Origin of the sequence: Streptomyces sp. A2-16 (assembly GCF_018128905.1) — a bacterium.
Classification (GTDB): Bacteria; Actinomycetota; Actinomycetes; order Streptomycetales; family Streptomycetaceae; genus Streptomyces.
In genome coordinates this window covers 6,768,475-6,793,020 of record NZ_CP063808.1, presented here as the reverse complement: position 1 = coordinate 6,793,020, position 24,546 = coordinate 6,768,475, and the positions used below count along the sequence as shown (strand labels likewise).

At 71.5% G+C, this 24,546-nt stretch carries 23 protein-coding genes; 13 read left to right on the top strand and 10 right to left on the bottom strand.

All coding sequences use genetic code 11. The features are described from left to right. The first annotated feature begins 74 nt into the window (after positions 1 to 74). The gene (locus tag IOD14_RS30520; RefSeq protein WP_212672067.1) at positions 75 to 1,334 is read left to right on the top strand and encodes a family 10 glycosylhydrolase; all 1,260 of its coding nucleotides are present in this window, start codon (positions 75 to 77) and stop codon (positions 1,332 to 1,334) included. Here the strand turns inward: IOD14_RS30520 and IOD14_RS30515 are convergent. After that, complete coding sequence (locus tag IOD14_RS30515) at positions 1,303 to 1,503, bottom strand: DUF1918 domain-containing protein (RefSeq protein ID WP_123988024.1); 201 nt, start codon at positions 1,501 to 1,503, stop codon at positions 1,303 to 1,305. The genes IOD14_RS30520 and IOD14_RS30515 overlap by 32 nt on opposite strands. 90 nt (positions 1,504 to 1,593) lie before the next feature. Then, on the bottom strand, positions 1,594 to 2,505 hold the full coding sequence (locus IOD14_RS30510) for a DMT family transporter (RefSeq protein ID WP_212672066.1): 912 nt from the start codon (positions 2,503 to 2,505) through the stop codon (positions 1,594 to 1,596). Here IOD14_RS30510 and IOD14_RS30505 point away from each other — a divergent pair. Then, positions 2,504 to 3,934 (top strand): PLP-dependent aminotransferase family protein, encoded by a 1,431-nt coding sequence (locus tag IOD14_RS30505; protein WP_123988022.1) that lies wholly within the window; start codon positions 2,504 to 2,506, stop codon positions 3,932 to 3,934. The genes IOD14_RS30510 and IOD14_RS30505 overlap by 2 nt on opposite strands. Here the strand turns inward: IOD14_RS30505 and IOD14_RS30500 are convergent. Then, the gene (locus tag IOD14_RS30500; RefSeq protein ID WP_212672065.1) at positions 3,931 to 4,551 is read right to left on the bottom strand and encodes a DUF6461 domain-containing protein; all 621 of its coding nucleotides are present in this window, start codon (positions 4,549 to 4,551) and stop codon (positions 3,931 to 3,933) included. The genes IOD14_RS30505 and IOD14_RS30500 overlap by 4 nt on opposite strands. A gap of 91 nt (positions 4,552 to 4,642) precedes the next feature. Between IOD14_RS30500 and IOD14_RS30495 the strand changes: the two genes are divergently transcribed. Both IOD14_RS30495 and IOD14_RS30490 read left to right on the top strand, forming a co-directional pair. Further along, complete coding sequence (locus tag IOD14_RS30495; RefSeq protein ID WP_212672064.1) at positions 4,643 to 5,083, top strand: GNAT family N-acetyltransferase; 441 nt, start codon at positions 4,643 to 4,645, stop codon at positions 5,081 to 5,083. Between the two features lie 73 nt (positions 5,084 to 5,156). Continuing rightward, on the top strand, positions 5,157 to 5,750 hold the full coding sequence (locus IOD14_RS30490; RefSeq protein ID WP_123988019.1) for a histidine phosphatase family protein: 594 nt from the start codon (positions 5,157 to 5,159) through the stop codon (positions 5,748 to 5,750). Here IOD14_RS30490 and IOD14_RS30485 read toward each other — a convergent pair. Then, complete coding sequence (locus IOD14_RS30485) at positions 5,732 to 6,175, bottom strand: DUF6314 family protein (protein ID WP_123988018.1); 444 nt, start codon at positions 6,173 to 6,175, stop codon at positions 5,732 to 5,734. The genes IOD14_RS30490 and IOD14_RS30485 overlap by 19 nt on opposite strands. A gap of 138 nt (positions 6,176 to 6,313) precedes the next feature. On the opposite strand from IOD14_RS30485, the gene IOD14_RS30480 reads away from it, so the two are divergent. From IOD14_RS30480 to IOD14_RS30450, 7 genes are all read left to right on the top strand, one after another. Beyond that, entirely contained in the window at positions 6,314 to 8,791 is a 2,478-nt protein-coding gene (locus tag IOD14_RS30480) for an alpha-L-arabinofuranosidase C-terminal domain-containing protein (RefSeq protein WP_212672063.1), read from the top strand. A 228-nt stretch (positions 8,792 to 9,019) separates the two neighbouring features. Beyond that, on the top strand, positions 9,020 to 11,653 hold the full coding sequence (locus IOD14_RS30475; protein WP_212672062.1) for a YfhO family protein: 2,634 nt from the start codon (positions 9,020 to 9,022) through the stop codon (positions 11,651 to 11,653). 65 nt (positions 11,654 to 11,718) lie between these two features. Beyond that, the gene (argC, locus tag IOD14_RS30470; protein ID WP_123988015.1) at positions 11,719 to 12,747 is read left to right on the top strand and encodes an N-acetyl-gamma-glutamyl-phosphate reductase; all 1,029 of its coding nucleotides are present in this window, start codon (positions 11,719 to 11,721) and stop codon (positions 12,745 to 12,747) included. Next, the gene (gene argJ, locus IOD14_RS30465) at positions 12,744 to 13,895 is read left to right on the top strand and encodes a bifunctional glutamate N-acetyltransferase/amino-acid acetyltransferase ArgJ (protein ID WP_123988014.1); all 1,152 of its coding nucleotides are present in this window, start codon (positions 12,744 to 12,746) and stop codon (positions 13,893 to 13,895) included. The genes argC and argJ overlap by 4 nt, the downstream gene beginning before the upstream one ends. Next, positions 13,892 to 14,800 (top strand): acetylglutamate kinase, encoded by a 909-nt coding sequence (gene argB / locus IOD14_RS30460; RefSeq protein ID WP_123988013.1) that lies wholly within the window; start codon positions 13,892 to 13,894, stop codon positions 14,798 to 14,800. Before argJ ends, argB begins: the two co-directional genes overlap by 4 nt. Beyond that, positions 14,797 to 15,984, top strand: coding sequence for an acetylornithine transaminase (locus IOD14_RS30455; protein ID WP_123988012.1), 1,188 nt, complete (start codon positions 14,797 to 14,799; stop codon positions 15,982 to 15,984). The genes argB and IOD14_RS30455 overlap by 4 nt, the downstream gene beginning before the upstream one ends. A 19-nt stretch (positions 15,985 to 16,003) precedes the next feature. Further along, the gene (locus IOD14_RS30450; RefSeq protein WP_007380783.1) at positions 16,004 to 16,549 is read left to right on the top strand and encodes an arginine repressor; all 546 of its coding nucleotides are present in this window, start codon (positions 16,004 to 16,006) and stop codon (positions 16,547 to 16,549) included. 70 nt (positions 16,550 to 16,619) lie between these two features. On the opposite strand, the gene IOD14_RS30445 is transcribed toward IOD14_RS30450, so the two are convergent. The 5 genes from IOD14_RS30445 to IOD14_RS30425 all read right to left on the bottom strand — a co-directional run bounded on the left by IOD14_RS30445 (position 16,620) and on the right by IOD14_RS30425 (position 21,530). Then, positions 16,620 to 17,420: an FAD:protein FMN transferase gene (locus IOD14_RS30445; RefSeq protein WP_249126104.1), complete on the bottom strand. Its 801-nt coding sequence runs from the start codon at positions 17,418 to 17,420 to the stop codon at positions 16,620 to 16,622. Further along, on the bottom strand, positions 17,413 to 18,204 hold the full coding sequence (locus tag IOD14_RS30440; RefSeq protein ID WP_212672061.1) for an FMN-binding protein: 792 nt from the start codon (positions 18,202 to 18,204) through the stop codon (positions 17,413 to 17,415). Before IOD14_RS30440 ends, IOD14_RS30445 begins: the two co-directional genes overlap by 8 nt. Before the next feature lie 29 nt (positions 18,205 to 18,233). Further along, positions 18,234 to 19,616, bottom strand: coding sequence for a ferredoxin reductase family protein (locus tag IOD14_RS30435; RefSeq protein WP_174269071.1), 1,383 nt, complete (start codon positions 19,614 to 19,616; stop codon positions 18,234 to 18,236). 77 nt (positions 19,617 to 19,693) lie between these two features. Then, on the bottom strand, positions 19,694 to 20,158 hold the full coding sequence (locus tag IOD14_RS30430; protein WP_212672060.1) for an FMN-binding protein: 465 nt from the start codon (positions 20,156 to 20,158) through the stop codon (positions 19,694 to 19,696). 19 nt (positions 20,159 to 20,177) lie between these two features. Then, the gene (locus IOD14_RS30425; RefSeq protein ID WP_212672059.1) at positions 20,178 to 21,530 is read right to left on the bottom strand and encodes a ferredoxin reductase family protein; all 1,353 of its coding nucleotides are present in this window, start codon (positions 21,528 to 21,530) and stop codon (positions 20,178 to 20,180) included. Positions 21,531 to 21,679: 149 nt separating this feature from the next. Here IOD14_RS30425 and IOD14_RS30420 point away from each other — a divergent pair, with 149 nt between their 5' ends. Beyond that, on the top strand, positions 21,680 to 22,420 hold the full coding sequence (locus tag IOD14_RS30420; RefSeq protein ID WP_123988009.1) for a response regulator transcription factor: 741 nt from the start codon (positions 21,680 to 21,682) through the stop codon (positions 22,418 to 22,420). Then, positions 22,417 to 23,859, top strand: coding sequence for a HAMP domain-containing sensor histidine kinase (locus IOD14_RS30415; protein WP_123988008.1), 1,443 nt, complete (start codon positions 22,417 to 22,419; stop codon positions 23,857 to 23,859). Before IOD14_RS30420 ends, IOD14_RS30415 begins: the two co-directional genes overlap by 4 nt. Before the next feature lies 1 nt (position 23,860). On the opposite strand, the gene IOD14_RS30410 is transcribed toward IOD14_RS30415, so the two are convergent. Then, complete coding sequence (locus tag IOD14_RS30410; RefSeq protein WP_123988007.1) at positions 23,861 to 24,448, bottom strand: pyridoxamine 5'-phosphate oxidase family protein; 588 nt, start codon at positions 24,446 to 24,448, stop codon at positions 23,861 to 23,863. Positions 24,449 to 24,546 lie beyond the last annotated feature (98 nt).

Here is a 24,546-nt window from a genome sequence, read left to right as displayed (position 1 = left end):
GCATCCGTCGGGCATTCTGGGGCGCGGAGACGATCCGTGACCGAGCGGATCCATGGTGTTGGGGGAGTGTGCACATGGGACGTCTGTCGCGCCGGGCCTTCGCGCTGGCCGCGCTTTCCACCCTGACGACGGCCTCGGGAGCGGCCGCCGCACCACGCCACCCGCGGCGGACGGCGACCGAGATGCGGGGTGTGTGGCTGGCCACGGTGTCCAACCGGGACTGGCCGTCGAAGCCCGGGCTGACCGCCGCACAGCAGCGCGCCGAGCTGATCGCCCACCTCGACCGGGCGGCCGCGGACCGGCTGAACGCGGTGATCTTCCAGGTACGGCCCACCGCCGACGCCCTGTGGCCCTCTCCGTACGAGCCCTGGTCGCAGTACCTCACCGGGACGCAGGGCAAGAACCCCGGCTGGGACCCGCTGGGCACCGCTGTCGCCGAGGCGCACAAGCGGGGCCTGCAACTCCACGCCTGGTTCAACCCGTACCGCGTCGCGAACCACGGCGACCCGGCCAAGCTGGTCGCCTCGCACCCCGCCCGCGTGCACCCGGACTGGGTGGTGCCGTACGGCGGGAAGCTCTACTACAACCCCGGCCTGCCCGAGGTCCGCGCCTTCGTCGAGAAGGCGATCCTCGACGCGGTGCGCAAGTACCCCGTGGACGCGGTCCACTTCGACGACTACTTCTACCCGTACCCGGTGGCCGGCCAGACCTTCGACGACGACGCGGCCTACGACGCGTACGGCGGCGACTTCGTGAACCGCGGCGACTGGCGGCGGCACAACATCGACAAGCTGGTCCTGGAGACGGCGGCAGCGGTCAAGCGGATCCGTCCGACCGCACAGTTCGGGATCAGCCCCTTCGGGGTGTGGCGCAACGTGGCCTCCGACCCGCTCGGCTCGGACACCCGCGCCGGAGTGCAGTCGTACGACGACAACTTCGCGGACACCCGCAAGTGGGTGCGCGAGGGCTGGATCGACTACCTCGTGCCGCAGCTCTACTGGAACATCGGCTTCGCGGCCGCCGACTACGCGAAGCTGGTGCCCTGGTGGGCGGAGCAGGCGCGCGGGAGCAGGACGAAGCTCTACCTGGGCGAGGCCCTCTACAAGGCGGGGGACCCGGCACAGCCCGCCCCCTGGCAGGACCCCGCGGAGCTGTCGCGGCACCTCACGCTCGCACGGCGGTACAAGCAGGCGCGCGGGCATGTCTTCTTCGCCGCGCGGGAGGTCGCCTCCGACCCGGTCGGGGCGATGGCGCGGGTGGTCGCCGACCACTACCAGGAGCCGGCGGTTCCCCCGCGCCGGTTCACCGGCCGGTCTGCTGGAAGCGGTGCCTGATCTCGGTGTCGGGCCCCGGTGAGCACACGCCCTCGTGCCCGTCCTGGAAGCGGACGCGGTACGGGGGGTTGCCCTCCTGACCCATCACCTCGACGATCTCGCCGACCTTGTCCTGCTGTCCGACCACCCTGCCGTGCTGGACAAGCTGGTCGCCCACGGTTGCACGCATCGTCTGGGGCCTCCTCACGAAGTGCGGGAGCAGCGGTCCGTGGCCCCGATTTTACGGCGCGGGGGCGTGGTTGGACCGGCGCGTGCGCCGTCAGCCCCGGGCCCGCTGGGTGACGGCGATGCACACGAGCACCGCCGCGGCCGTCAGCGGGGCGGCCACCGTCAGGTGCTCGCCGAGCAGCAGCACCGACCACACCAGTGTGAGCAGGGGCTGGGCCAACTGCAACTGGCTGGCCTTGGGGATCCCGATCGCCGCCATGCCCCGGTACCAGACGACCAGCCCGAGGAACTGCGAGCCCGCCGCCACCCACAGCAGCCCGGCGACGCCGTGCGCGGTGAGGTGCACCGGCTCGTACGAGAGCGCGAGCGCCGCCGCCGGCACGCTGACCGGCAGGCACAGCACCAGCGCCCACGCGATGACCTGCCAGCCGGGCATGACCCGGGCCAGCCGGCCGCCCTCGGTGTAGCCGGCCGCGCACACCAGCAGCGCGGTGAAGAGATACAGGTCGGCGGTGGTCAGGGCGCCACCGCTCTGCTGCACGGTGAAGGCGACCACCGCGGCGGCACCCGCGAGCGAGGCCGTCCAGAAGGTGCGCGAGGGGCGGGCGCCGACCCGCAGGGCGGACAGCAGCGCGGTCGTCAGGGGGAGCAGACCGACCACGACGGCGGCGTGCGCGGTGGTCGACGTCCGCAGGGCGAGCGTGGTCAGCAGCGGGAACCCGACGACGACCCCGGCGGCCACGACCGCGAGCCCCGGCCAGGCACTGCGGCTCGGCGGCGCCACGCGCAGTGCCAGCAGACAGCCGCCGGCGATCAGCGCCGCCAGGACGCTGCGGACCGCGACGAGGGACCAGGGCCCGAAGCCTTCGAGCCCCCACGCGGTGGCCGGGAAGGTGAGGGAGAACGCGGCGACCCCGAGAGCGGCCTGGACGGTGCCGAAGGTCCTGGGCGGGCCGGTGACCGCTATCCCGGTCGGTGCAGTAGCGCTACTCTGTACTCTCATGCAAGAGCGTAGCAGCGTCAGTGAACTGGCAGAACAACTGCGGCGAGAGCTGGACCGCTACTCACCTGAAGGAAAGCTCCCGTCGAGCCGGACCCTTGTGGAGAGGTTCCGGGTCAGTCCCGTGACCGTCTCCCGCGCCCTCGCCCAGCTCGCCGCCGAGGGACTCGTGGTCACCCGCCCCGGCGCCGGCGCCTTCCGCGCACCGGCCCGCACGGCCACCACCGCGACCGGGGACACCTCCTGGCAGGAGGTCGCGCTGAGCGCGGACGGCGCCGCCGACCTCGTGCCGCGGTCGGTCGACGCGTCCGGTGTCCTGGTCTCGCTGGCCGCCCCGCCGCCCGGGGTGATCGAGTTCAACGGCGGCTATCTGCACCCCTCCCTCCAGCCCGAACGCGCGATGTCCGCCGCCCTGGCCCGCGCGGGCCGCCGCCCCGGAGCCTGGGGGCGACCACCGACGGAGGGACTGCCCGAACTGCGCGAGTGGTTCGCGCGGAACATCGGCGGCGCGATCACCGCCGCGGAGGTGCTGATCACCGCGGGCGGCCAGTCGGCGCTCACGACGGCACTGCGCGCGCTGGCCCCGCCCGGCGCACCCGTCCTCGTCGAGTCGCCCACCTATCCCGGCATGCTGGCCATCGCGCGCTCCGCGGGGCTGCGTCCCGTCCCCGTCCCGGTGGACCCGGCCGGGGTGAAGCCGGACCTGCTCGCCGACGCCTTCCGGGCGACCGGCGCCCGGGTGTTCGTCTGCCAGCCGCTCTTCCAGAACCCGACCGGCGCGGTACTGGCCCCCGAACGCCGGGGCGAGGTGCTGCGGATCGCCCGCGAGGCCGGCGCCTTCGTCGTCGAGGACGACTTCGTACGACGGCTCGTGCACGAGGACGCCGGCCCGCTGCCGCGTCCGCTGGCCGCCGACGACCCCGACGGAGTCGTCGTCCATGTCGGCTCACTGACCAAGGCGACCTCGCCGAGCTTCCGGGTGAGCGCGCTCGCCGCACGCGGCCCGGTGCTGGAACGCCTGCGCGCCATCCAGATCGTCGACACCTTCTTCGTGCCCCGCCCGCTCCAGGAGGCGGCCCTGGAACTCGTCGGCTCGCCGGCCTGGCCCCGCCATCTGCGGTCGATCTCGGCGGAATTGAAGGCCCGCCGCGACACCATGACCACCGCCCTGCGCCTGGACCTCCCCGAACTCGCCCTCCCGCACATCCCGTCGGGCGGCTACCACCTGTGGCTGCGCCTGCCCGAGGGCACGGAGTCCGCGCTGACCTCGGCCGCACTGCGCGCGGGCGTCGCGATCACCCCAGGCCGCCCGTACTTCAGCGCGGAGCCCCCGGCGGGTCATGTGCGGCTGAGCTTCGCGGCGGTGGCGGGCCCGCAGGAGATCCGGGAAGGCGTACGACGGCTGCGGACCGCCTGCGCGGAGGTGCTCTAGCCGGACGGCGCCACCCCGCACCGGAACTCGGCGGTGGCGAAGAGCTCCGGCGTCAGGCGTATGCCGGTGAGGCGGTGGGCGAGGGCGAAGGAGGCGCCGGTCAGGGACGCGTAGTACGCGTCGTGGTCGCCGTCCTCGTCGCGCTCGGCCAGGTCGAACCCCGACTCCCGCATCTCGGCGAGGAAATCGTCGGGATGGCTGCCGTACCGCTCGTCGGCGAAGAGCGGTTGGAAGTCCAGACGCAGATCGCCGTCCTCGTACCAGCAGAAGCGGTCCACCGCGTTCACGTTGAGGAAGTGCGAGACCACCCGGCGGCCGCGCGAGAGCGGCAGCATGGCCTCCTCGGTGACGCCGAGGTAGCCGTTGTACTCGACCATCAGCGTCCAGCCGTCCAAGGCCGCGGCACCGACGAACCGTCCGCCGGAGCGCGACGCCTCGTGCGAGGGCCCCGACAGCGCCTCCACGCCGACGAGGTGGATCCGTGCTTCGGCTCCCAGCTCCCGGAGCAGCTCCTCCGGGCCGAGGCCCCGCACCAGCGTGACGCAGTACGCCTCCAGCAGGAGCTGGTACCGCTCCTTCAGCCAGCCGTAGTCCGCGGCCGTCGTCATCCCCGTCATGTCCGCAGCATCGCACCCGGCACTGACAACGCGCCGCGCTCACCGGGAAAACCGCTCGACGCCCGCGGCCGTGAGCTGGGAATCTCCCGGCATGGACGACATTCCGCCCCTCGCCGAGGGCTACGAGATCACGACCGACCCCGACCGCGTCGACGCCGAGCGGGTGCACCACTGGCTGTCGACCGACGCGTACTGGGCGATCGGGCGGACCCGGGAGAAGCAGGACCGCGCGATCGCAGGGTCGCTCAACTTCGGGGTGTACGACACGGGGTCGGGGGAGCAGGTGGCCTACGCGCGCGTGGTCACCGACATGGCCACGTTCGCCTGGCTGTGCGATGTGTACGTGGACCGTGCCGTGCGCGGGAAGGGAATCGGTGTGGCGCTCGTCGGGGCCGTACGGGAACACCTGCGGCCGCACGGACTGAGGCGGGTCATGCTCGCCACTCAGGACGCCCACGGGGTCTACGAGAAGCTCGGCTTCGCCCCGCTGGCCGAGCCCGACATCTGGATGGTGCTCGCCTTCGACCGGTGAGCCCGCGCGCACCCATGGTAACTCCCCGGTAACGCCTCTTGACCTGCGCACTTTCGCGGCTCACGATCGCCGCATGCAACTTCGGGTCACGTTCGTCGCCGCCGCGCGCAGCTCCTCGCTGCTCGCCGAGCGGTTCGAGGACGACCGTCCGCTCGACCAGGCGGGCTGGGACGAGGTGCTGGGCGTGGCGCACGACCTGCTGCCGCTGGCGGCGGCGGAACTGCGGTACTGCTCGCCGACACCCCGCAGCCGTGCCACGGGGGACGCCCTCGGGTACGCGCCCTTGGTCCAGCTCGCCCTGCGGGACTGCGACATGGGCCGCTGGCGCGGGCTGACGCTCGGCGAGGCGATGGCCCGCGAGCCGGAGGCCGTGGACGCCTGGCTCGCCGACCCGCGTGCGACCCCGCACGGCGGCGAGTCGCTGCTGACCTTCATCTCCCGGGTGGGGGAGTGGCTCGACACCCGGCCGGTGGAGGACGGCGGCCGGGTCGTCGCCGTCGCGGAGCCCGCCGTGATCCGGGCCGCGCTGGTGTACGCGCTGAAGGCTCCGCCGTCGACCTACTGGAACATCGACGTGCGCCCCCTGTCGGCCACCACGGTGACCGGCCGGGCCGGCCGCTGGAACCTGCGCTTCGAGGGTGTGCCGGTTCAGCCCACGCGCGTGTAGTCCGTCGTCAGGACCAGGTCCTTGGCCGGGCCGCCGACCCGCCACACCGTGTGCCAGTGGTCCGCGTCCAGCGCGGTGAACTCCCCGCGGTAGAGGTCCGCCGCGCACGGGTGGTCGGCGATGTGGTGGCCGGAGGACAGGTCCAGGTCGTGAAAGGGGCGTCCGTCGAAGAAGCGGACGTCCGCCGTGCCCGGTGTTTCCCCCGGCAGGAAGCGGAGGGTCCGTTCGGCGGGGCGCTCCACGCCCTGCCAGACGAAGGTGCCCGATTCCCGGGAGAGCAGCCCGCCGCCCTCCAGTTGGCCGAAAGCGGTGGTGCCCGAGAACACCCCCTGCTCGCCGCTCGCCAGATCCCGCACGGTCCGCTCGGTCCGCCAGCTCCCGGCCAGATACCCCAGCACGTCCGCCACCGGCCAGAACTCGCCCATCCCCGCCTCGCTTCCGACACTTTCGATACCGCGCGACCCGTTGACGCTCCCGATCACCCTCCCTATCTTGCCGTTCGAAGTGCTGATCATCGTTTGGTATTTCGAACGTCACCTTCGACAGAGAGCCGCGGAGCATCCATGTCACGCACCCGCTGGAGACTCGGTCTCAGCGCCACCGCCTTCCTGGTGGCCGCCGGTCTGGTCCCCGCACCCGCCCATGCCGAGGACGTCACCGACTACGCGATCACCGTCGACCCGGCGGCCAAGGGCCCGAAGATCGACGACACGATGTACGGCGTCTTCTTCGAGGACATCAACCGGGCCGCCGACGGCGGGCTGTACGCCGAACTCGTGCAGAACCGGTCCTTCGAGTACTCCACCGCCGACAACTCCTCGTACACCCCGCTCACCTCGTGGACGGTCGACGGCACCGCCCGGGTCGTGAACGACGAGGGACGCCTGAACGAGCGCAACCGCAACTACCTGTCCCTGGGCTCCGGTTCGGCCGTCACCAACGCCGGGTACAACACCGGCGTCCATATCGAGGCAGGCAAGAAGTACGACTTCTCGGTGTGGGCCCGCGCGGACGCCGGTACGGCCCTCACGGTCTCGTTGCAGGACACGGACGGCACCCTCGCACCCGCCCGCAAGGTGGCCGTGCGCAAGGGCGGCTGGGCCCGGTACGAGCTCACCTTCACCGCGACCCGGACCAGCAGCGCCGGCCGCCTCACCGTGGCCTCCTCCGCCGCGGCCGCGCTCGACATGGTGTCCCTGTTCCCGCGTGACACCTTCCGCGGTGAACCCAACGGTCTGCGCAAGGACCTCGCCGAGAAGGTCGCCGCCCTGCACCCGGGCTTCGTACGCTTCCCCGGCGGCTGCCTGGTCAACACGGGCTCGATGGAGGACTACAGCGAGGCCTCCGGCTACCAGCGCAAGCGGTCCTACCAGTGGAAGGACACCGTCGGCCCGGTCGAGCAGCGCGCGACCAACGCCAACTTCTGGGGCTACAACCAGAGCTACGGCCTCGGCTACTACGAGTACTTCCGGCTCTCCGAGGACATCGGCGCCATGCCGCTGCCCGTGGTCCCCGCGCTGGTGACCGGCTGCGGCCAGAACCAGGCCGTCGCCGACGAGGCACTGCTCAGGCGGCACATCCAGGACACCCTCGACCTCATCGAGTTCGCCAACGGCCCGGCGAGCTCCACATGGGGCAAGGTGCGGGCGAGGATGGGCCACGCCAAGCCCTTCCGCCTCACCCACATCGAGGTCGGCAACGAGGAGAACCTGCCCAACGAGTTCTTCGCCCGGTTCAAGCAGTTCCGCGCCGCCATCCAGGCGAAGCACCCGGAGATCCAGGTGATCTCCAACTCCGGCCCGGACGACTCCGGCACCACCTTCGACACGGCCTGGCAGCTCAACAAGGACGCCAAGGTCGACATGGTCGACGAGCACTACTACAACAGCCCGCAGTGGTTCCTCCAGAACAACGACCGCTACGACTCCTACGACCGCGGCGGCCCCAAGGTCTTCCTCGGCGAGTACGCCTCCTGGGGCAACACCTTCAAGAACGGCCTGAGCGAGGCCGCGTTCATGACCGGCCTGGAGCGCAACGCCGACGTCGTCAAACTCGCCTCCTACGCCCCGCTGTTCGCCAACGAGGACTACGTCCAGTGGCGCCCGGACCTGATCTGGTTCAACAACCACGCCTCCTGGAACTCCGCCAACTACGAGGTCCAGAAGCTGTTCATGAACAACGTCGGCGACCGCGTGGTGCCCTCCACGGCCACCGGCACGCCCTCGCTGCTCGCCCCGATCACCGGCGCGGTGGGCCTGTCGACCTGGGCGACGACGGCGGCGTACGACGACGTGAAGGTCACGGACGCCGACGGCCGGGCGCTGCTCACCGACGACTTCTCCTCGGGCGCCTCGCAGTGGACCCACACCGGGGGCGGCGCCTGGAGCGTCCAGGACGGGCAGTACGTGCAGACGGACGTGAACGCCGAGAACACCATGGTCTCGGCCGGCGACCCGTCCTGGCACGACTACGACCTGAAGGTGAAGGCCACCAAGAAGGCCGGCAAGGAGGGCTTCCTCGTCGCCTTCGGCGTCAAGGACACCGGGAACTACTACTGGTGGAACATCGGCGGCTGGAACAACACCCAGAGCGCCGTCGAACAGGCCGTGGACGGCGGCAAGTCGACGCTGATCTCCAAGGCCGGGTCGGTGGAGACGGGCCGTACCTACGACGTCGACGTCAAGGTGCGGGGCCGCCAGGTCACCCTCTACCTGGACGGGCAGGAATGGGGCAGCTTCAAGGACGACAAGCCCGCCGAGCCGTTCCGCCAGGTCGTCACCAAGGACAGGAAGACCGGTGAACTGATCGTCAAGGTCGTCAACGCACAGGACTCGGCCGCCCGTACGGCGATCGACCTGGGCGGCGCCGAGGTCGCGTCCAGGGCCAGGGTGACCACCCTGGCGGCCGCCCCGGACGCCGTGAACAGTGAGACGTCGACCGCGGTCGCCCCGGTGACGTCCACCTTCGACGGGGTCGCCGGGAAGTTCTCGTACACCTTCCCGGCGAACTCGGTCACCTTCCTGAGGATCAGGCAGAGGTAGCGGGTGGGGCGGGGGCTGCTGTTCCGACGGACAGCAGTCCCCGCAGATCTCTTCGAACCCCCGGGCGATGCGGCACTTTCCCGTCGCTTTCGAGCCGTACCGAATTCACTTCACGGTCATCGGCAGGAGCACAACCAACCGGATTCACCCCCCGTCTAATTCGGCGCAGAAACAACGCGCTGGGGTGAAAGCCCCGGACGGGGGCCTGAATTGACCAGCGAACAGGGCGTGCGACCGACCATCCCGCCCGAACTGAGGACCGCCGACGACCTCGCGGGAGTGCGGCCGTCGCGGCCCGCACCACGCCCGCCCGCCGCACCGAGCCCGCCCGCCGGACCGGGGCAGGCTGCCCTGCTGGCGGCGACGATCACCGTCGTCGTGCTCTGCGCGGCCGACGCCGTCGCCCGCAGCTACCCCTTCGGCCCGCGCACCCGGAACGTCAACGACCTGGGCAACCAGTACGTCCCCTTCCACGCGCACCTGTGGGACCTGCTGCACGGAAAGGCCACCGGCGGTCTCCTCGTCAACTGGCAGTCCGGCTTCGGCACCAGCTTCCTGCCCGACCTCGGCACCTACCTCACCAGCCCGTTCGCCCTGCTCGTGGCGGTGTTCCCGAGGGACGAGATCGATCTCGCGGTGTACGTGATCACCGTGCTGAAGATCGCCTGCGCCGGGGCCGCCATGACCTGGCTGCTGCTGCGGCTGCGCCCCGGCCGCTGGTGGGCGGCGGGGCTGCTGGGCGCGTCCTACGCCCTGTGCGGCTGGACCGTGGCGACCGCCTCGTACAACCTCATGTGGCTCGACGGCCTGATCGCCCTGCCGCTGCTGTGCCTGGTCGGCGAGTGGGTCCTCGCCGACCGGCGCCCGCTCCTCGGGGTGCTGGTCGTGACGGCCGCGTGGATCGCCAACTTCTACACCGCGTACATGGCGACCCTCGCCGCCGCTCTCGTGTTCCTGCTGCGGCTGTGGCTGGCCGGTCTGCCGCGCCGGCGCACTCTCAGCGCGGCGGGCCGGGCCGCACTGACCTTCGCACTCGGCATGGGCCTGGCCGCGCCCCTGGTCACGGTCGTGTACTTCGGCAGCGCGCACGCCTCCGAGGGCCGGTTCACCCGGTTCGCCCCGGTGGGCACGCAGGACCTGCTGGCCCGGCTGCTCCCGACGACGTACAGCTTCGGCTCCCCTGCGCTCTTCGTCGGCACCACGGCACTGCTGCTCGCGCTCGCCCTGCCCTTCCACCGGGCCGCACCCCGCCGGGTGCGCGCCGGGTGGACGCTGCTCGTGCTCGCCGTGACCCTGTCGATGCAGTGGGGCCCGACCCATCTGCTGTGGCACGCCTTCGTCGAACCGCAGGGCAGCTCGTACCGCCAGACCTTCGTGGTGTGCGCCCTCCTGGTGATCGCGGGCTGGCACACGCTCTCTTACGGCCCCCTCGACCGGCGGGCCCTGGCCGCGGCGGCCGGACTGCTCGCACTGATCGCGGCCGTCGCGAGCGGCAGCCCGCTGGTCCGTTTCTTCGTCTGGCCGGTGGCGGTGACGGCGGCCGTGGGCGCGCTGCTCGGACTGGTCCTGCTCGGCTGTGAACGACCCGTGCTGCGCGTGGCCCCGGCCGCGCTCGCGGCCGTCCTGCTCGTCGGAGTGCAGCTCGGCGAGGCCACCGCCACCGACGCGGTGGCCACCCGGATGCGGTTCGGGCACATGGACGACTACGCCCCCTGGGGCGACCGGCAGCGGGACCAGGCGGACGCGATCGCCCGGGCCGACGGCTGGCCCCGCTACCGCACCGACCCCGGCCGGGAGCAGACCGTCGGCAACGACCCGATGGAGGTCGGCGGACAGGGCGCCCAGTACTACAGCAGCCACACCTCCGCCGTGCTCAGCAGCACGCTCACCGCCCTCGGCGGCGGCTGGACCTCGGGCGGCCGCAGCCTGCAGAGCCTGGACAACGCGGTCACGGACGCGATCTTCTCCGTGGGCGCCCGGGTGCACTCGCCGCCGGACCCGCACCAGAACTGGTTCCCGCAGGACGGCAGCGGGGTGACCGTGACCCGTGAGGACGTCCCGCCCCTGGTGACGGTACGGCCGTCCGCCGCGACCGGTTCCTACGGGCCGTCGCCCTACCGCAACCAGGAACTCCTGCTCGGCGCCCGCGTCTACACCCTGCCCCGCATCACCGTCCTCAACGGCGCCGGGAAGAAGCCGGACCGCAGCACCGACCGGCGCCAGGGCGTGCGGACGGGAGGCAGGGCGACGATCACCGCCCAATGCCCGGCGGGGAACGAGGTCTACCTCTGGGCGCCGCACTTCGCGGGCACCGCACGGCTCGCCGGCCCCTCCGCCCACGGGCTGACCGGCCGGTTCCGGGCCGACTGGCGGCCCCTCACCAAGATCGCCGCCATGGCGCGGCTCGGCACGGTCCCGGACTCCGGGCGCCTGACGATCGAGCTGTCCGCGAAGCGGATGGGCGTCGTGCCGGACCGGGCGGTCGGCTGCCTGGACACCGGCCGTCTGCACTCCGTGGTACGACAGCTGCGGGCCACCGGCGCCACCGAGGTGACCGTCTCCGGCTCCGGCGGCACGATCCGGGCCCAGCTCCCGGCGGGCAGCAAGGGCGTCGCCGTCGTCGCCGCGCCCCGGATCGCGGGCTGGCGCTGCGCCTCCGGTGCCGCGGCCCCGGTGCCCGCCAAGGAGTACCACGGGCTGATCGCCGTCCCGCTCGACGGCACCTCGACGAGTGTCACCTGCGCTTTCCGACCGCCGGGGCTGCGCCTGGGGGCGGCGGTCGGAGGCGGCTCGCTGGTCACGCTCGCCGGACTCGGCACGTTCGCGGCCCTGCGCAGGAGGCGTGGTGTGAGGCGGGCGTGAGTATGCATGTGGTTGCATAAACGTGCAGCGAAACGTATAGTCATGCCATCCAGGAGGAGGATGACATGGCGGTACGTGCGGCGGTGGCCGGAGCGAGCGGATACGCGGGCGGTGAGGTCCTGCGACTGCTCCTCGCGCACCCCGAGGTCGAGATCGGCGCGCTGACCGGCAACTCCAACGCCGGGCAGCGACTCGGCTCGCTCCAGCCGCACCTGCTGCCGCTGGCCGGCCGGGTGCTCCAGGAGACCACGGCCGACGTCCTCGCCGGACACGACGTCGTCTTCCTCGCGCTGCCCCACGGCCAGTCCGCCGCCGTCGCCGAACAGCTCGGCCCGGACGTCCTCGTCATCGACATGGGCGCCGACTTCCGGCTGAAGGACGCTGCCGACTGGGAGCGCTTCTACGGCTCCGCGCACGCCGGCACCTGGCCCTACGGCCTTCCCGAACTGCCGGGCGCCCGCGCCGCGCTGGAGGGGTCCAAGCGCATCGCGGTGCCCGGTTGCTACCCGACCGCCGTCACCCTCGCCCTCTTCCCGGCCTACGCCGCCGCACTCGCCGAGCACGAGGCCGTGATCGTCGCTGCCTCCGGCACCTCCGGCGCGGGCAAGGCGGCCAAGCCCCATCTGCTGGGCAGCGAGGTCATGGGGTCCATGTCGCCGTACGGCGTCGGCGGCGGCCACCGGCACACCCCCGAGATCGTCCAGAACCTCAGCGGAGTCGCGGGGGAGCACATCTCCGTCTCCTTCACGCCGACCCTCGCGCCGATGCCCCGCGGCATCCTCGCCACGTGCAGCGCCAAGGCGAGGCCCGGCGTCACCGCCGAGTCCGTCCGCGCCGCTTACGAGAAGGCCCTCGCCGACGAGCCCTTCGTCCACCTGCTCCCCGAGGGCCAGTGGCCCGCCACGGCGTCCGTCTACGGTTCGAACGGCGTTCAGGTGCAGGTCGCCCTCGACGAGTCCGTGGGCCGCATCATCGCGATCAGCGCCATCGACAACCTGGCCAAGGGCACCGCGGGCGGTGCCGTCCAGAGCATGAACATCGCCCTCGGTCTCCCCGAGGAGCTCGGTCTTTCCACGATCGGAGTCGCACCGTGAGCGTCACGGCAGCAAAGGGGTTCCAGGCGGCGGGCATCGCCGCCGGAATCAAGGAGAACGGCAACCCGGACCTGGCCCTCGTGGTCAACACCGGGCCCCGCCGCGCCGCCGCCGGCGTCTTCACCTCCAACCGCGTCAAGGCCGCGCCCGTGCTGTGGTCCGAGCAGGTCCTCAAGAGCGGTGAGCTGACCGCCGTCGTGCTGAACTCCGGTGGCGCCAACGCCTGCACGGGGCCGAAAGGCTTCCAGGACACGCACGCCACCGCCGAGAAGGTCGCCGAGGTGCTGGAGATCGGCGCGGGCGAGGTCGCCGTCGCGTCCACCGGCCTCATCGGCCTGCTGCTCCCGATGGACAAGCTGCTGCCGGGAGTCGAGGCCGCGGCCGCTCAGCTGTCCGAGCACGGCGGTGAGAAGGCCGCCATCGCCATCAAGACCACCGACACCGTCCACAAGACGTCCGTCGTCACCCAGGACGGCTGGACCGTGGGCGGCATGGCCAAGGGCGCGGGCATGCTCGCCCCCGGCCTCGCCACCATGCTGGTCGTCCTCACCACCGACGCCGACCTGCCGAGTGACGCACTGGACAAGGCACTTCGGGCCGCGACCCGGACCACCTTCGACCGCGTCGACTCCGACGGCTGCATGTCCACCAACGACACCGTGCTGCTGCTCGCCTCGGGCGCCTCCGAAGCGACCCCGGCTCACGAGGAGTTCGCGGAAGCCGTACGGACGGTCTGCGACGACCTCGGCCAGCAGCTCATCCGGGACGCCGAGGGAGCCAGCAAGGACATCAAGGTCGAGGTGGTCAACGCGGCCTCCGAGGACGACGCCGTCGAGGTCGGCCGCTCCATCGCCCGCAACAACCTCCTCAAGTGCGCCATCCACGGCGAGGACCCCAACTGGGGCCGAGTCCTGAGCGCCATCGGCACCACGAAGGCCGCCTTCGAGCCGGACCAGTTGAACGTCGCCATCAACGGCGTCTGGGTCTGCAAGAACGGCGGCGTCGGCGAGGACCGCGACAAGGTCGACATGCGCTACCGCGAGGTGCACATCGTCGCCGACCTCGCCGCCGGGTCCGAGACCGCCACCATCTGGACCAACGACCTCACCGCAGACTACGTCCACGAGAACAGCGCCTACAGCTCATGAGCACCACGCGAAAGCACACCGCGCTCCCCAAGGCCCAGATCCTCATCGAGGCGCTGCCCTGGCTGGTCCGCCACAACGGCAGGACCGTCGTCATCAAGTTCGGCGGCAACGCCATGATCGACGAGGACCTCAAGGCCGCCTTCGCCCAGGACGTCGTCTTCCTGCACCACGCCGGCCTCAAGCCGGTCGTCGTGCACGGCGGCGGCCCGCAGATCAGCGCCGCCCTCGACAAGCACGGCATCGTCAGCGAGTTCAAGGCCGGCCTGCGCGTCACCACCGAGGACGCCATGGACGTCGTACGCATGGTGCTGGCCGGACAGGTGCAGCGCGAGCTGGTCAACCTGCTCAACGAACACGGGCCGCTCGCCGTCGGACTGACCGGCGAGGACGCCCACACCATCACCGCCACCAAGCACCAGCCCGAGATCGACGGCGAGTTGGTCGACATCGGGCGGGTGGGCGAGATCACCGCGATCGACACGGGCGCGATCGAGGCACTTCTCGCCGACGGCCGTATCCCGGTCGTCTCGTCGATCGCCCGTAGCCAGGACGACGGACATGTCTACAACGTCAATGCTGACACGGCGGCTGCGGCACTCGCTGCTGCTCTTGGAGCGGAGACTCTCATGGTCCTCACGGACGTCGAGGGTCTCTACGAGGACTGGCCGAACAGCGACGAGGTGATCAGCCGCCTCACGGCTTCCCAACTGGAGAAGCTGCTGCCGGAGTTGAGCTCCGGCATGGTCCCGAAGATGGAGGGCTGTCTGCACGCCGTGCGCAACGGCGTGAACACGGCCCGGGTCATCGACGGGCGGGTCCAGCACTCGATCCTGCTGGAGATCTTCACCGACGAGGGCATCGGCACGATGGTCGTGCCGGACACGCAAGAGGGGGATGCCGTATGACCGACAATCAGGAGCTCACCCAGCGTTGGCAGGGCTCGCTCATGAACAACTACGGCACCCCGCGCCTGCCCCTCGTCCGCGGCGAGGGACTCAAGGTCTGGGACAGCGAGGGGACGCAGTACCTCGACTTCGTCGGCGGTATCGCGACCAACGCCCTCGGCCACGCGCACCCGGCCGTCGTCGAGGCAGTGACCCGGCAGATCGCGTCCCTCGGCCACATCTCCAACTTCTTCATGGCGGAGCCGACCGTCGCCCTCGCCGAGCGGCTGCTCCAGCTCTTCGGCCGGGACGGCAAGGTCTTCTTCTGCAACTCCGGTGCCGAGTCCGTCGAAGCGGCCTTCAAGATCGGCCGGCTGACCGGGCGCACCCACATGGTCGCCACCGAGGGCGGCTTCCACGGCCGGACCATGGGCGCCCTCGCGCTCACCGGCCAGCCCGCCAAGCAGACCCCCTTCCTGCCGCTGCCCGCCGACGTCACGCATGTGCCCTACGGCGACGCGCAGGCCCTGGACGCCGCGGTCACCGAGGAGACCGCACTGGTCGTCATCGAGCCGATCCAGGGCGAGAACGGCGTCGTCGTCCCGCCCGCCGGCTACCTCAAGGCGGCCCGGGCGATCACGGCGGCCAAGGGCGCGCTGCTGGTCCTCGACGAGGTGCAGACCGGAATCGGCCGTACCGGGCACTGGTTCGAGTACCAGGCCCACGACGGCGTGCTGCCGGACGTGGTCACCCTCGCCAAGCAGCTCGGCGGCGGACTGCCGCTCGGCGCGACCGTCGCCTTCGGGCGGGCGGCCGAACTGCTCCAGCCGGGGCAGCACGGCACGACCTTCGGCGGTAACCCGGTCGCCTGCGCCGCGGGACTCGCCGTCCTCGACACCATCGCGAACGACGGGTTGCTGGAGAACGTCAAGCGGCAGAGCGAGAAGCTGCGCGACGGAATCGAGGCACTGGGGAACCCGCTGGTCGCCCATGTCCGGGGTGCGGGGCTGCTCCTGGGTATCGTGCTCACCGAGCCGCTCGCGCCGCAGGTGCAGAAGGCGGCTCAGGAGGCCGGTTTCCTGGTGAACGCGCCCGCCCCCGATGTCGTACGGCTGATGCCGCCGCTGAACCTCGGCGACGACGAAGTGGACGCGCTTCTTCAGGCTCTCCCCGGCATCCTGGGAGCCGCCGAGGGAGACGGATGATCCGGAGAATGAGACGACGATGAGTCATGCGCAGGAGCACGAGCACAACGGGGTCGCGGGGCCCGCGGTGCCGCAGACGCGTACCGCGCGCCACCGGCGGATCGTGGACATCCTCAACCGGCAACCGGTGCGGTCGCAGAGCCAGTTGGCCAAGCTGTTGTCCGACGACGGGCTGAGCGTCACCCAGGCGACGCTGTCCCGGGACCTCGACGAGCTGAACGCGGTGAAGATCCGCAACAACGACGGGGATCTCATCTACGCGGTGCCGAGCGAGGGGGGTTTCCGGACCCCGCGTGCTCCGCTGGGGGAGTCGGCGAAGGAGGAGCGGATGCGGCGGCTGTCGCAGGAGCTGCTGATCTCCGCGGAGGCTTCGGCGAACCTCGTGGTCCTGCGGACTCCTCCGGGGGCGGCGCAGTTCCTGGCGTCGGCCATTGATCAGGCCGAGCTGCACGACATCCTGGGGACCATCGCCGGTGACGACACGTTGATGCTGATCAGCCGGAATCCTACGGGGGGACAGGCACTGGCTGAGCATTTGTTGCGGTTGGCTCAGAACGGGCATTGAGGGGTGGTTCGTCGGGCGCGGGTCTGTGGGGGCTGGTCGCGCAGTTCCCCGCGCCCCTGGGGAAACCCGCTCACCCGAGTCGAGCTGCCAGGCCCCCTGTGATCAGGACCTCGTCGCCCGCCGTGATCAGCAGTGCCTCTGTGTCCGGCAGGCTCTCCAGCCAGGCCAGGCCCTCCCGGGAACCCATCGCGAAGGCGGCCGTGGCCCAGCAGTCGGCCCAGGTGACGGTGGGGGCCACTACCGTCACCGCCAGCAGGTCCGTGACCGCCGAGCGGCCCGTGCGCGGGTCGACGATGTGGGCGCCCCTCTCGGCCGTGCCCGAAGTCGCCACCGCCAGCTCCGTCGCGCCCGCCGCCGAGACCACCGCCGCCAGGCCGCCCGGGCGCAGGGGGTCCGAGACTCCCACGCGCCACGGGCGGTCGGGGCCCGGAACGCCCAACAGCTGCACGTCTCCGCCGCCGTTGACGCTGACGCCGGTCGCGCCCGACTCGGCGACGCGACGGGCCGCGCGTTCCACCGCCCAGCCCTTGACGATGCCCGTGGGGTCGAGACGGCCCTCGTACCGCGTGCTGAACCAGCCGTCGCTCAACCGCTCGGCCTCGGCGCCCAGTTCGAGCACCTCGGCGACCTCGGGATCGCACTCGTCGAGCGTCAGTTCCCCGCGGGCCAGCCGGGAGACCTGGCTGTCGTCGCGGTAGGTGCTGAACACCTCGTTCACGCGGTGCAGTCCCGCCACCGCCTCCCGCAGTGCCGTCTGCACGGCAACGGGTTCCCCGCCGCGGACGTCGAAGGAGAAGACCGTCCCCATGACCTCCTCCGCATGACGTACCGCGGCGGGAGCTTGTGCCGACTCGGCCACCGTGTCAGCCACCGGCCTGGTCCAGCGCGGACTGGAGCGACTTCTTGTAGCCCTCGCTGGTGTAGGTGGCCCCGGACACGGAGTCGATGTCCGCGCTGCCGGCCGCCACGGCCTCCTGGTTGAGCTTCGGGATGGACAGCGCCGTCTTCTGGTCGCTGGTCCCGCCCTTCGGCGCCTGCACGGCCTCGGCGTTGGTGATCTTGCCGCCGGCGACCGTGATCCGGACCTGGACCGGCCCGTACTGGGTCTGCGACACGGCACCGGTCACCGTCTTGGCGGCGGCACCGCCACCCGCGTTGCCGCCCGCCGGCTTCGACGGCTGGGCCGACGGCTGCGGCGCGGCCGCGTTCGCCTTGTCGATCGCCGACTGCAGCGACTTCTTGTAGCCCTCGCTGGTGTAGGTCGCCCCGGACACGGTGTCGATCTGCGGGCTCTGCTTGGCGACCACGGCCTCGTTGAGCTTCGGGACGGAGAGGGCGGTCTTCTGGTCGCTCTCGCCGCCCTTGGGCGCCTGGACCGCCTCCGCCTTGGTGATCTTGTTGCCGCTGACCGTGATCCGGACCTGAACCGGCCCGTACTGCGTCTGGACCGCGTCCCCGGTGACCGTGGCGCCGGCGGCCGCCCCGGTGCCGCCCTGGGCCGACTCCTGCGCCGCGGCCGTCTGCTGCGGGAGCGTGCCGCCCGCCTGGGCGGACGCCGGGTCCGTGGACGGCTTCAGCGACAGCATCAGCACGACACCGGAGACGGTGGCGGCGGTCGCGAGCACGACTCGACGGACGGGGTGAGACTTCCTCATCGCTTCAACAGCTCCTGGATTCCCGTCGCTCACATCTCGAACGACTCGTGATGGATGCGGCGGGCGGGCACACCCGCGCCGCGCAGTGCTTCGTACACGGTCTGCGCGAAGCCGTTCGGCCCGCACATGAACACGTCGTGCTTGTCGATGTCGGGGAGCTTGCGCTGGAGGGACTCGGCGGAGATGTCCGGGCGCTCCCCGTCCGGACTGTTGACCGCGTACATCAGGCGGGCGCCGCGCTCGTCCGCGATGGCGGCGAGCTCGTCCCACAGGGCCAGGTCCTGGGTGGTGTTGGCCCGGTACAGCAGGGTGATGTCACCGGCCGCGCCCGGCAGCGTCTCGAACAGGGCCCGCATCGGCGTGATGCCGACGCCGCCGGCCACCAGCAGCACCTTGCCGCGGCTGCGGCGCTGGGCGGTCAGGGCGCCGTAGGGCCCCTCGGCCCACACCTTGGTGCCGGGCTCCAGCTCGCGCAGCCGCTCGCTGTGGTCGCCGATCGCCTTCACCGTGATCCGCAGCATGCCCGGTCGGGGCGCCGCGGACAGCGAGTACGGGTGGGAGCTGAACCGCATGCCCGGCGCGAGGAACCGCCAGCGGAAGAACTGGCCCGCCTCCGCGCCCATCCGGTGCAGCTTCCGGCCGCCGATCAGCACCGACACCACACCCGGGGTCTCCTCGACGACCGCTTCGACGTACATGCGGTGCCGCAGGTTCAGCCGGATCGGGGTGAGGATCCGGTACCAGAGCACCAGCGCGGTGACCGAGCCGTACAGCCCGTACCAGACGGTCTTGGCGACCGGCTCGACCGCGAAGTCGTTGCCGGTGGTCAGCTGGTGCCAGAAGGTCAGGAAGACCGCCGCGTACGTCAGCAGGTGCACGTGGTACCAGGTGTCGTACGGAATCCTCTTCCGTACCCCGCCGATCGAGATCAGCCCGATGAAGAACAGCAGGCCGGTGCCGATGGCCGCCTTGCCCATGTCCGGGAGCTGGTTGATGGAGTCCATCGTCTGCTGGACGATGTCGCCGAGGCCCTTGCCGGCCTGGAGGGCGTAGCCCCACATGATCAGGAAGACGTGGGCGACCGTCAGACAGAGCGTGTACCGGCCGCTCATCGCGTGCCAGCGGGCGACCCGGTCGGAGCCCACCCGGCGCTCCAGCGCGGGCACCCGGGCCATCTGGAGCACCACGAGCGCCATCAGATAGCCGGCCAGCAGACCGGTGATCCGGCCCGCGTTGAGGATCTTGCTGTTGTCGTCGGCCACGGACGGCGTGTTGTGCCACCACAGCCACAGCACTCCGGCCGCGCCCGCCCATACGGCGATCAGCAGGACGGTCGCCGGGGAACGGCGCGGGCGGATGCGGCGCATCGTCTGGCGGCGGGCGGCGCGGCCGCCTGCGAGCGTGGTGGTCACGTTTCCTCCGGGGACGGGGGCAAGGGGGGTGGGCGTGGTCCCTTGGTCCTTGGATACGTGCCGTGACGCCGGTGTGTTCAGCCGACGGCAGAGTCCAGTGCGGACTGGAGTGACTGGCGGTAACCATCGCTCGTGTACGTGGCCCCCGAGACGGTGTCGATGTTCGCGCTCTGCGCCTGGAGGGCCTCGGAACGCAGCCGCGGAAGGGCGTAGCTGTTGATCTCCTGGTCCCGCGGGTTGTCCGTCGGGTAGGCGACCGCCGTGACCTCGGTGAGCTTGCCGTCCTTGATCGTGATGCGGACCTGGACCGGACCCCAGCGGGTCTGGATCGTGTCGCCGGTGACGGTCTTCGTGCCGGTGGTGGCCGATCCGGTGCCGCTCGACGCGCTCGCGCCGGCGCTGGCGGAGGGCGCGGGCAGCGACAGGGCGGCCTGCGGTGACGCGTGCGGCTTCAGCGACAGCAGCATCACCATGCCGGAGACGGTGGCGGCGCTCGCCAGCACGATCCGGCGCAGCGGGCGGTTCTTGTTCAACGCGTGCACTTCTACGGCCTCACAGGTCTCAGAGTTCGAACGACTCGTGGTGGATCCGGCTGTCCGGGACCCCGGCGGCCCGCAGTTCCTCGTACAGGTCCCGGGCGAAGCCGTGCGGGCCGCAGATGTAGACGTCGTGACCCGCGAGGTCCGGGACGGCCGACCGCAGGGAGGGGGCGGTCAGATTCGGACGGCGGCCGTCCGGTCCGTTGAGCGCGTACAGCACCTTCGCGCCGCGCCAGCGGGCCAGGGCCTCCAACTCGCCCCCGAGGGCGAGGTCCTCGGCGGTGCGGGCCCGGTAGAGCAGGGTGACGTCGCCCGGGAGGGTCTCGAACAGTGCCCGCAACGGCGTGATGCCGACGCCCGCGGCGACGAGCAGCGACTTCGGCGAGGTCTGCCGGTCGCCGGTCAGCGAGCCGTACGGCCCCTCCGCCCACACGCGCGTGCCGGGCCGCAACAGCGCCACGGCCGTGCTGTGGTCGCCGAGTGCCTTGACGGTGATCCGCATCCGGTTGCGGCGGGGCGGCGCCGACAGGGAGTACGGCGTCGCGGTCCAGCGCAGTCCCTCGGCGAGGAACCGCCAGCGGAAGAACTGCCCCGGCCGCGCGCCCAGTCGGTCCAGCTCCCGCCCGTGCACGACGATCGACCACACCCCCGGTGCCTCCTGGTGCACCGACTCCACGCGCAGCCGGTGCCGCAGGTTCAGCCGTACCGGGGCGAGGATCCGGAACCACAGCACCAGGGCGGCGACGCCGAGATAGAGCGCGTACCAGGCCGCCGTGGCCACCGCGTTGCCGTTGAAGTCGTTGCCGAGGGCCAGTTGGTGGCCGAAGGCGAGGAACACGGCCGCGTAGGTCAGGAGGTGGACGTAGTACCAGAACTCGTGGCTGGTGCGGCGGCGCACCGCCCGCGCCGAGGTGATGCCGACGGCGAGGAGGATCACCGTACCGGCGGTCGCCTTGAGCATCTCCGGGTAGTCGAGGACCACCGTGAGCGTCTCGTGCCACAGCGAGGCACTGTCCTGGGCCGCGTACCCGGCGAGGATCAGCCCGATGTGGGCGAGCAGCAGACAGACGGTGTAGCGGCCGGCCATCGCGTGCCAGCGCGACACCCGGTCCGAGCCGATGCGCCGCTCCAGCAGCGGCACCCGCGCCATCAGACCCACCAGTACCGCGCAGGCGTATCCGCACAGCAGTCCGGCGATCCGCCCGGCCCCGGTCAGCCATCCGGCCGTACCGACCACGGAAGCGGTGTCCGACCACCACAGGGCGATCACGGCCGCCGCGCCCGCCCACAGCAGGGCCAGCACGACACCCGCCGGTGATCGTCGCGCGGGCGGCGCCACGGCCGGTGCGGCCCGCCGCTCGTACACGGTGGTCATAGGGGTGTCCTTTCGCCTGTCCTGGACACCACTGTGCGAGGGGAACCTCTGAGGAGCCTCTGAACGGGCACCCGCTGAGCTGACTCAGAGGAAACTCAGAGCATCTCGCGGTGTCCGCCGCCCCCGCCGGGGGAGATCCTGGGAGGGCCATGAACACGACCCGCTCCGGCCGCCCCGCCCTCACCCGCCCCGACGGCACCCCGCTGCGCGTCCTCGTCGTCGACGACGACCCGGATCTCGCCGAGGTCCTCTCCGGCGCCCTGCGCTACGAGGGCTGGCAGGTCCGCACGGCAGGCGACGGTGCCTCGGCGCTGACCGCCGCCCGGGAACTGCTGCCCGACGCCGTCGTCCTGGACGTGATGCTCCCGGACACCGACGGCTTCGCCGTCCTGCGCGCCCTGCACGGTGTGAAGTCGGACGTCTGCGTGCTCTTCCTGACCGCCCGGGACGCCGTCGAGGACCGCATCAAGGGCATCACCGCGGGCGGCGACGACTACGTCACCAAGCCCTTCAGCCTGGAGGAGGTCGTCGCCCGGCTGCGCGGACTGCTGCGCCGCGCGGGCATGGCCCGCCAGCTCGACGAGGGCCCCCGGCTGACCGTCGGCGACCTGGTCATGGACGAGGAGGCCCGCGAGGTCACCCGGGCAGGCGAGCTGATCGAGCTGTCCCCGACCGAGTTCGAGCTGCTGCGCTTCCTCATGCGCAACCCGCGCCGCGTGCTCAGCAAGGCGCAGATCCTCGACCGGGTGTGGTCCTACGACTTCGGCGGCCGCGCCCATGTCGTCGAGCTGTACATCTCCTACCTGCGCAAGAAGGTGGACGCGGGCCGCGAACCGATGATCCACACCGTGCGCGGGGCGGGGTACGTGATCAAACCGGTGACACCGTGAGGAGCCTGCTGCCGCACACGCTGCGGGCCCGGCTCACCCTCGGCCTGGTGGTGCTGCTTGCGGTGAGCTGCGCCGCCGTCGGAGTGGCCGCCGTGCTGGAGCTGAACGGCTTCCTCACCAACCGCCTCGACCAGCAGCTCGCCGACGCCGGGAACAGGTTCGCGGTCAGCCTGGAACACCGGGGGGAGACCGCGAAGGACGATCACGACGGCGACGAGCACGCCGACACCCGCCGCCAGGCCACGGGCACCTTCGGCGCCCGACTGGTGGACGGCACGGTCACCAACGCGGCGGTGGTCCGCTCCGCCGGCACCCTGAACGTCGACCTGACCACGGGTGACCGCGAACGGCTCCGGGCGGTCCCGGTCGACGGCCGGGGGCACGACATCGGCCTCTCCGCCCTGGACGAGTACCGGGTGATCGCCACCCGGGGTCTCGACGGCGACGTCCTGGTCACCGGTCTGCCCCTGGAGCCCGTCGAAGCCGCGGTCCACCGCCTCGAACTGGTCTCGGCGATCGTCTTCGGCGCCGCCCTCACCGCCGCCGGGGTCGCGGGCGCCCTGTGGGTGCGCTGGTCCCTGCGCCCGCTCAGCCGGGTCGCCGCGACCGCCACCCGGGTCAGCGAACTGCCCCTGGCGAGCGGGGAGGTGGCCCTGCCGCCCCGCGCCCCCGAGTCCGATCCGCGCAGCGAGATGGGGCAGGTCGCCGGCGCCTTCAACCGCATGCTCGGCCACGTCGAGGACGCCCTCACCAAACGCCACGCCAGCGAGGAACGGCTGCGCAGCTTCGCCGCCGACGCCAGCCACGAACTGCGCACCCCCGTCGCCTCGGTACGCGGCCACGCCGAACTCGCCCTGCTGCACCCCGGACCGCTGCCGCCGGAGATCACCCGGGCCCTGGAACGCATCGCCGCCGAGTCGACCCGTATGGGCGCCATGGTCGACGACCTTCTCCTGCTGGCCCGCCTGGACGCCGGCCGACCCTTGGAGTCGGCCCCCGTCGACCTGACCCGTCTGGTCCTCGACGCCCTCACGGACGCGCGGGCCACGGGTTCCGGTCACCGCTGGGAGCTGGACCTCCCGGAGGACCCGGTCATCGTGACGGGCGACGAGCACCGCCTCCAGCAGGTCCTGGCCAACCTGCTGTCCAACGCCCGGCTGCACACCCCGGACGGCACCAAGGTGACGGTGACACTGGAGGCCGAGGCCGGCACAGCGCTGTTGAGGGTCCACGACGACGGCCCCGGCATCCCCGAGGACATCCGGCACGGCGTGTTCGAACGCTTCACCCGCGCCGACCGCAGCACCAAGGCGGCGACCGGCGGCGCGGGCCTCGGGCTGTCGATCGTGGCCGCCGTGGTGGAGGCCCACGGGGGAAGCGTGACGGTGGAGAGCGCGCCGGGCTCGACGACCTTCACCGTCCGGATCGGCGACGGCTGAGTCAGACCGCGGAGGGCGGCAGCGGCAACGGCAGTCCCGGCAGGCCGTCCAGGCTCGTCGCGATGTGCTCCTTCTTGCCGAAGTACTCGCTGAGCGACACGTCGTCCTCGCGTGAGAACCGTTTGGCGTGCAGCTCGCGCTCGCTCTCGTACGCCATGTACGGCACCGCGTAACCGCAGGAGTCCCGGACCAGTTCTGCCTTCACGACGATGACGGCCCGCAGTCCGTGTGCGGCCGGGTCGATGTCCGGGAAGTGGGTGAGCAGCTCCTGGAAGCGCGGATCGTCCCGGAAGACGGGCTCACCGCGGCCGTGCACCCGGACGATGTTCGGCGGACCCTGGAACGCGCACCACATGAGGGTGATCCGGCCGTTCTCCCGCAGATGGGCGATCGTCTCGGCGTTGGAGCCGGCGAAGTCGAGGTAGGCCACGGTGAGTTCGTCGAGAATCACGAAGGAGCCACGCAGGCCCTTGGGGGAGAGGTTGACCGTGCCGTCGCCGGAGAGGGGAGCGGTCGCGGTGAAGAACAGGGGCTGCGCCTCGATGAACGAGCGGAGCCGACCGTCTATGCGCTCATAGGTCTTTCCCATGTCCAAGCATTATGGGTGCGAACCTTTCGCCTGTCTAACGAATTTGGGCGTCGTCTCGTACGACGACGTCCGTGGCCGCCCCGGCCGGCGCTCACACG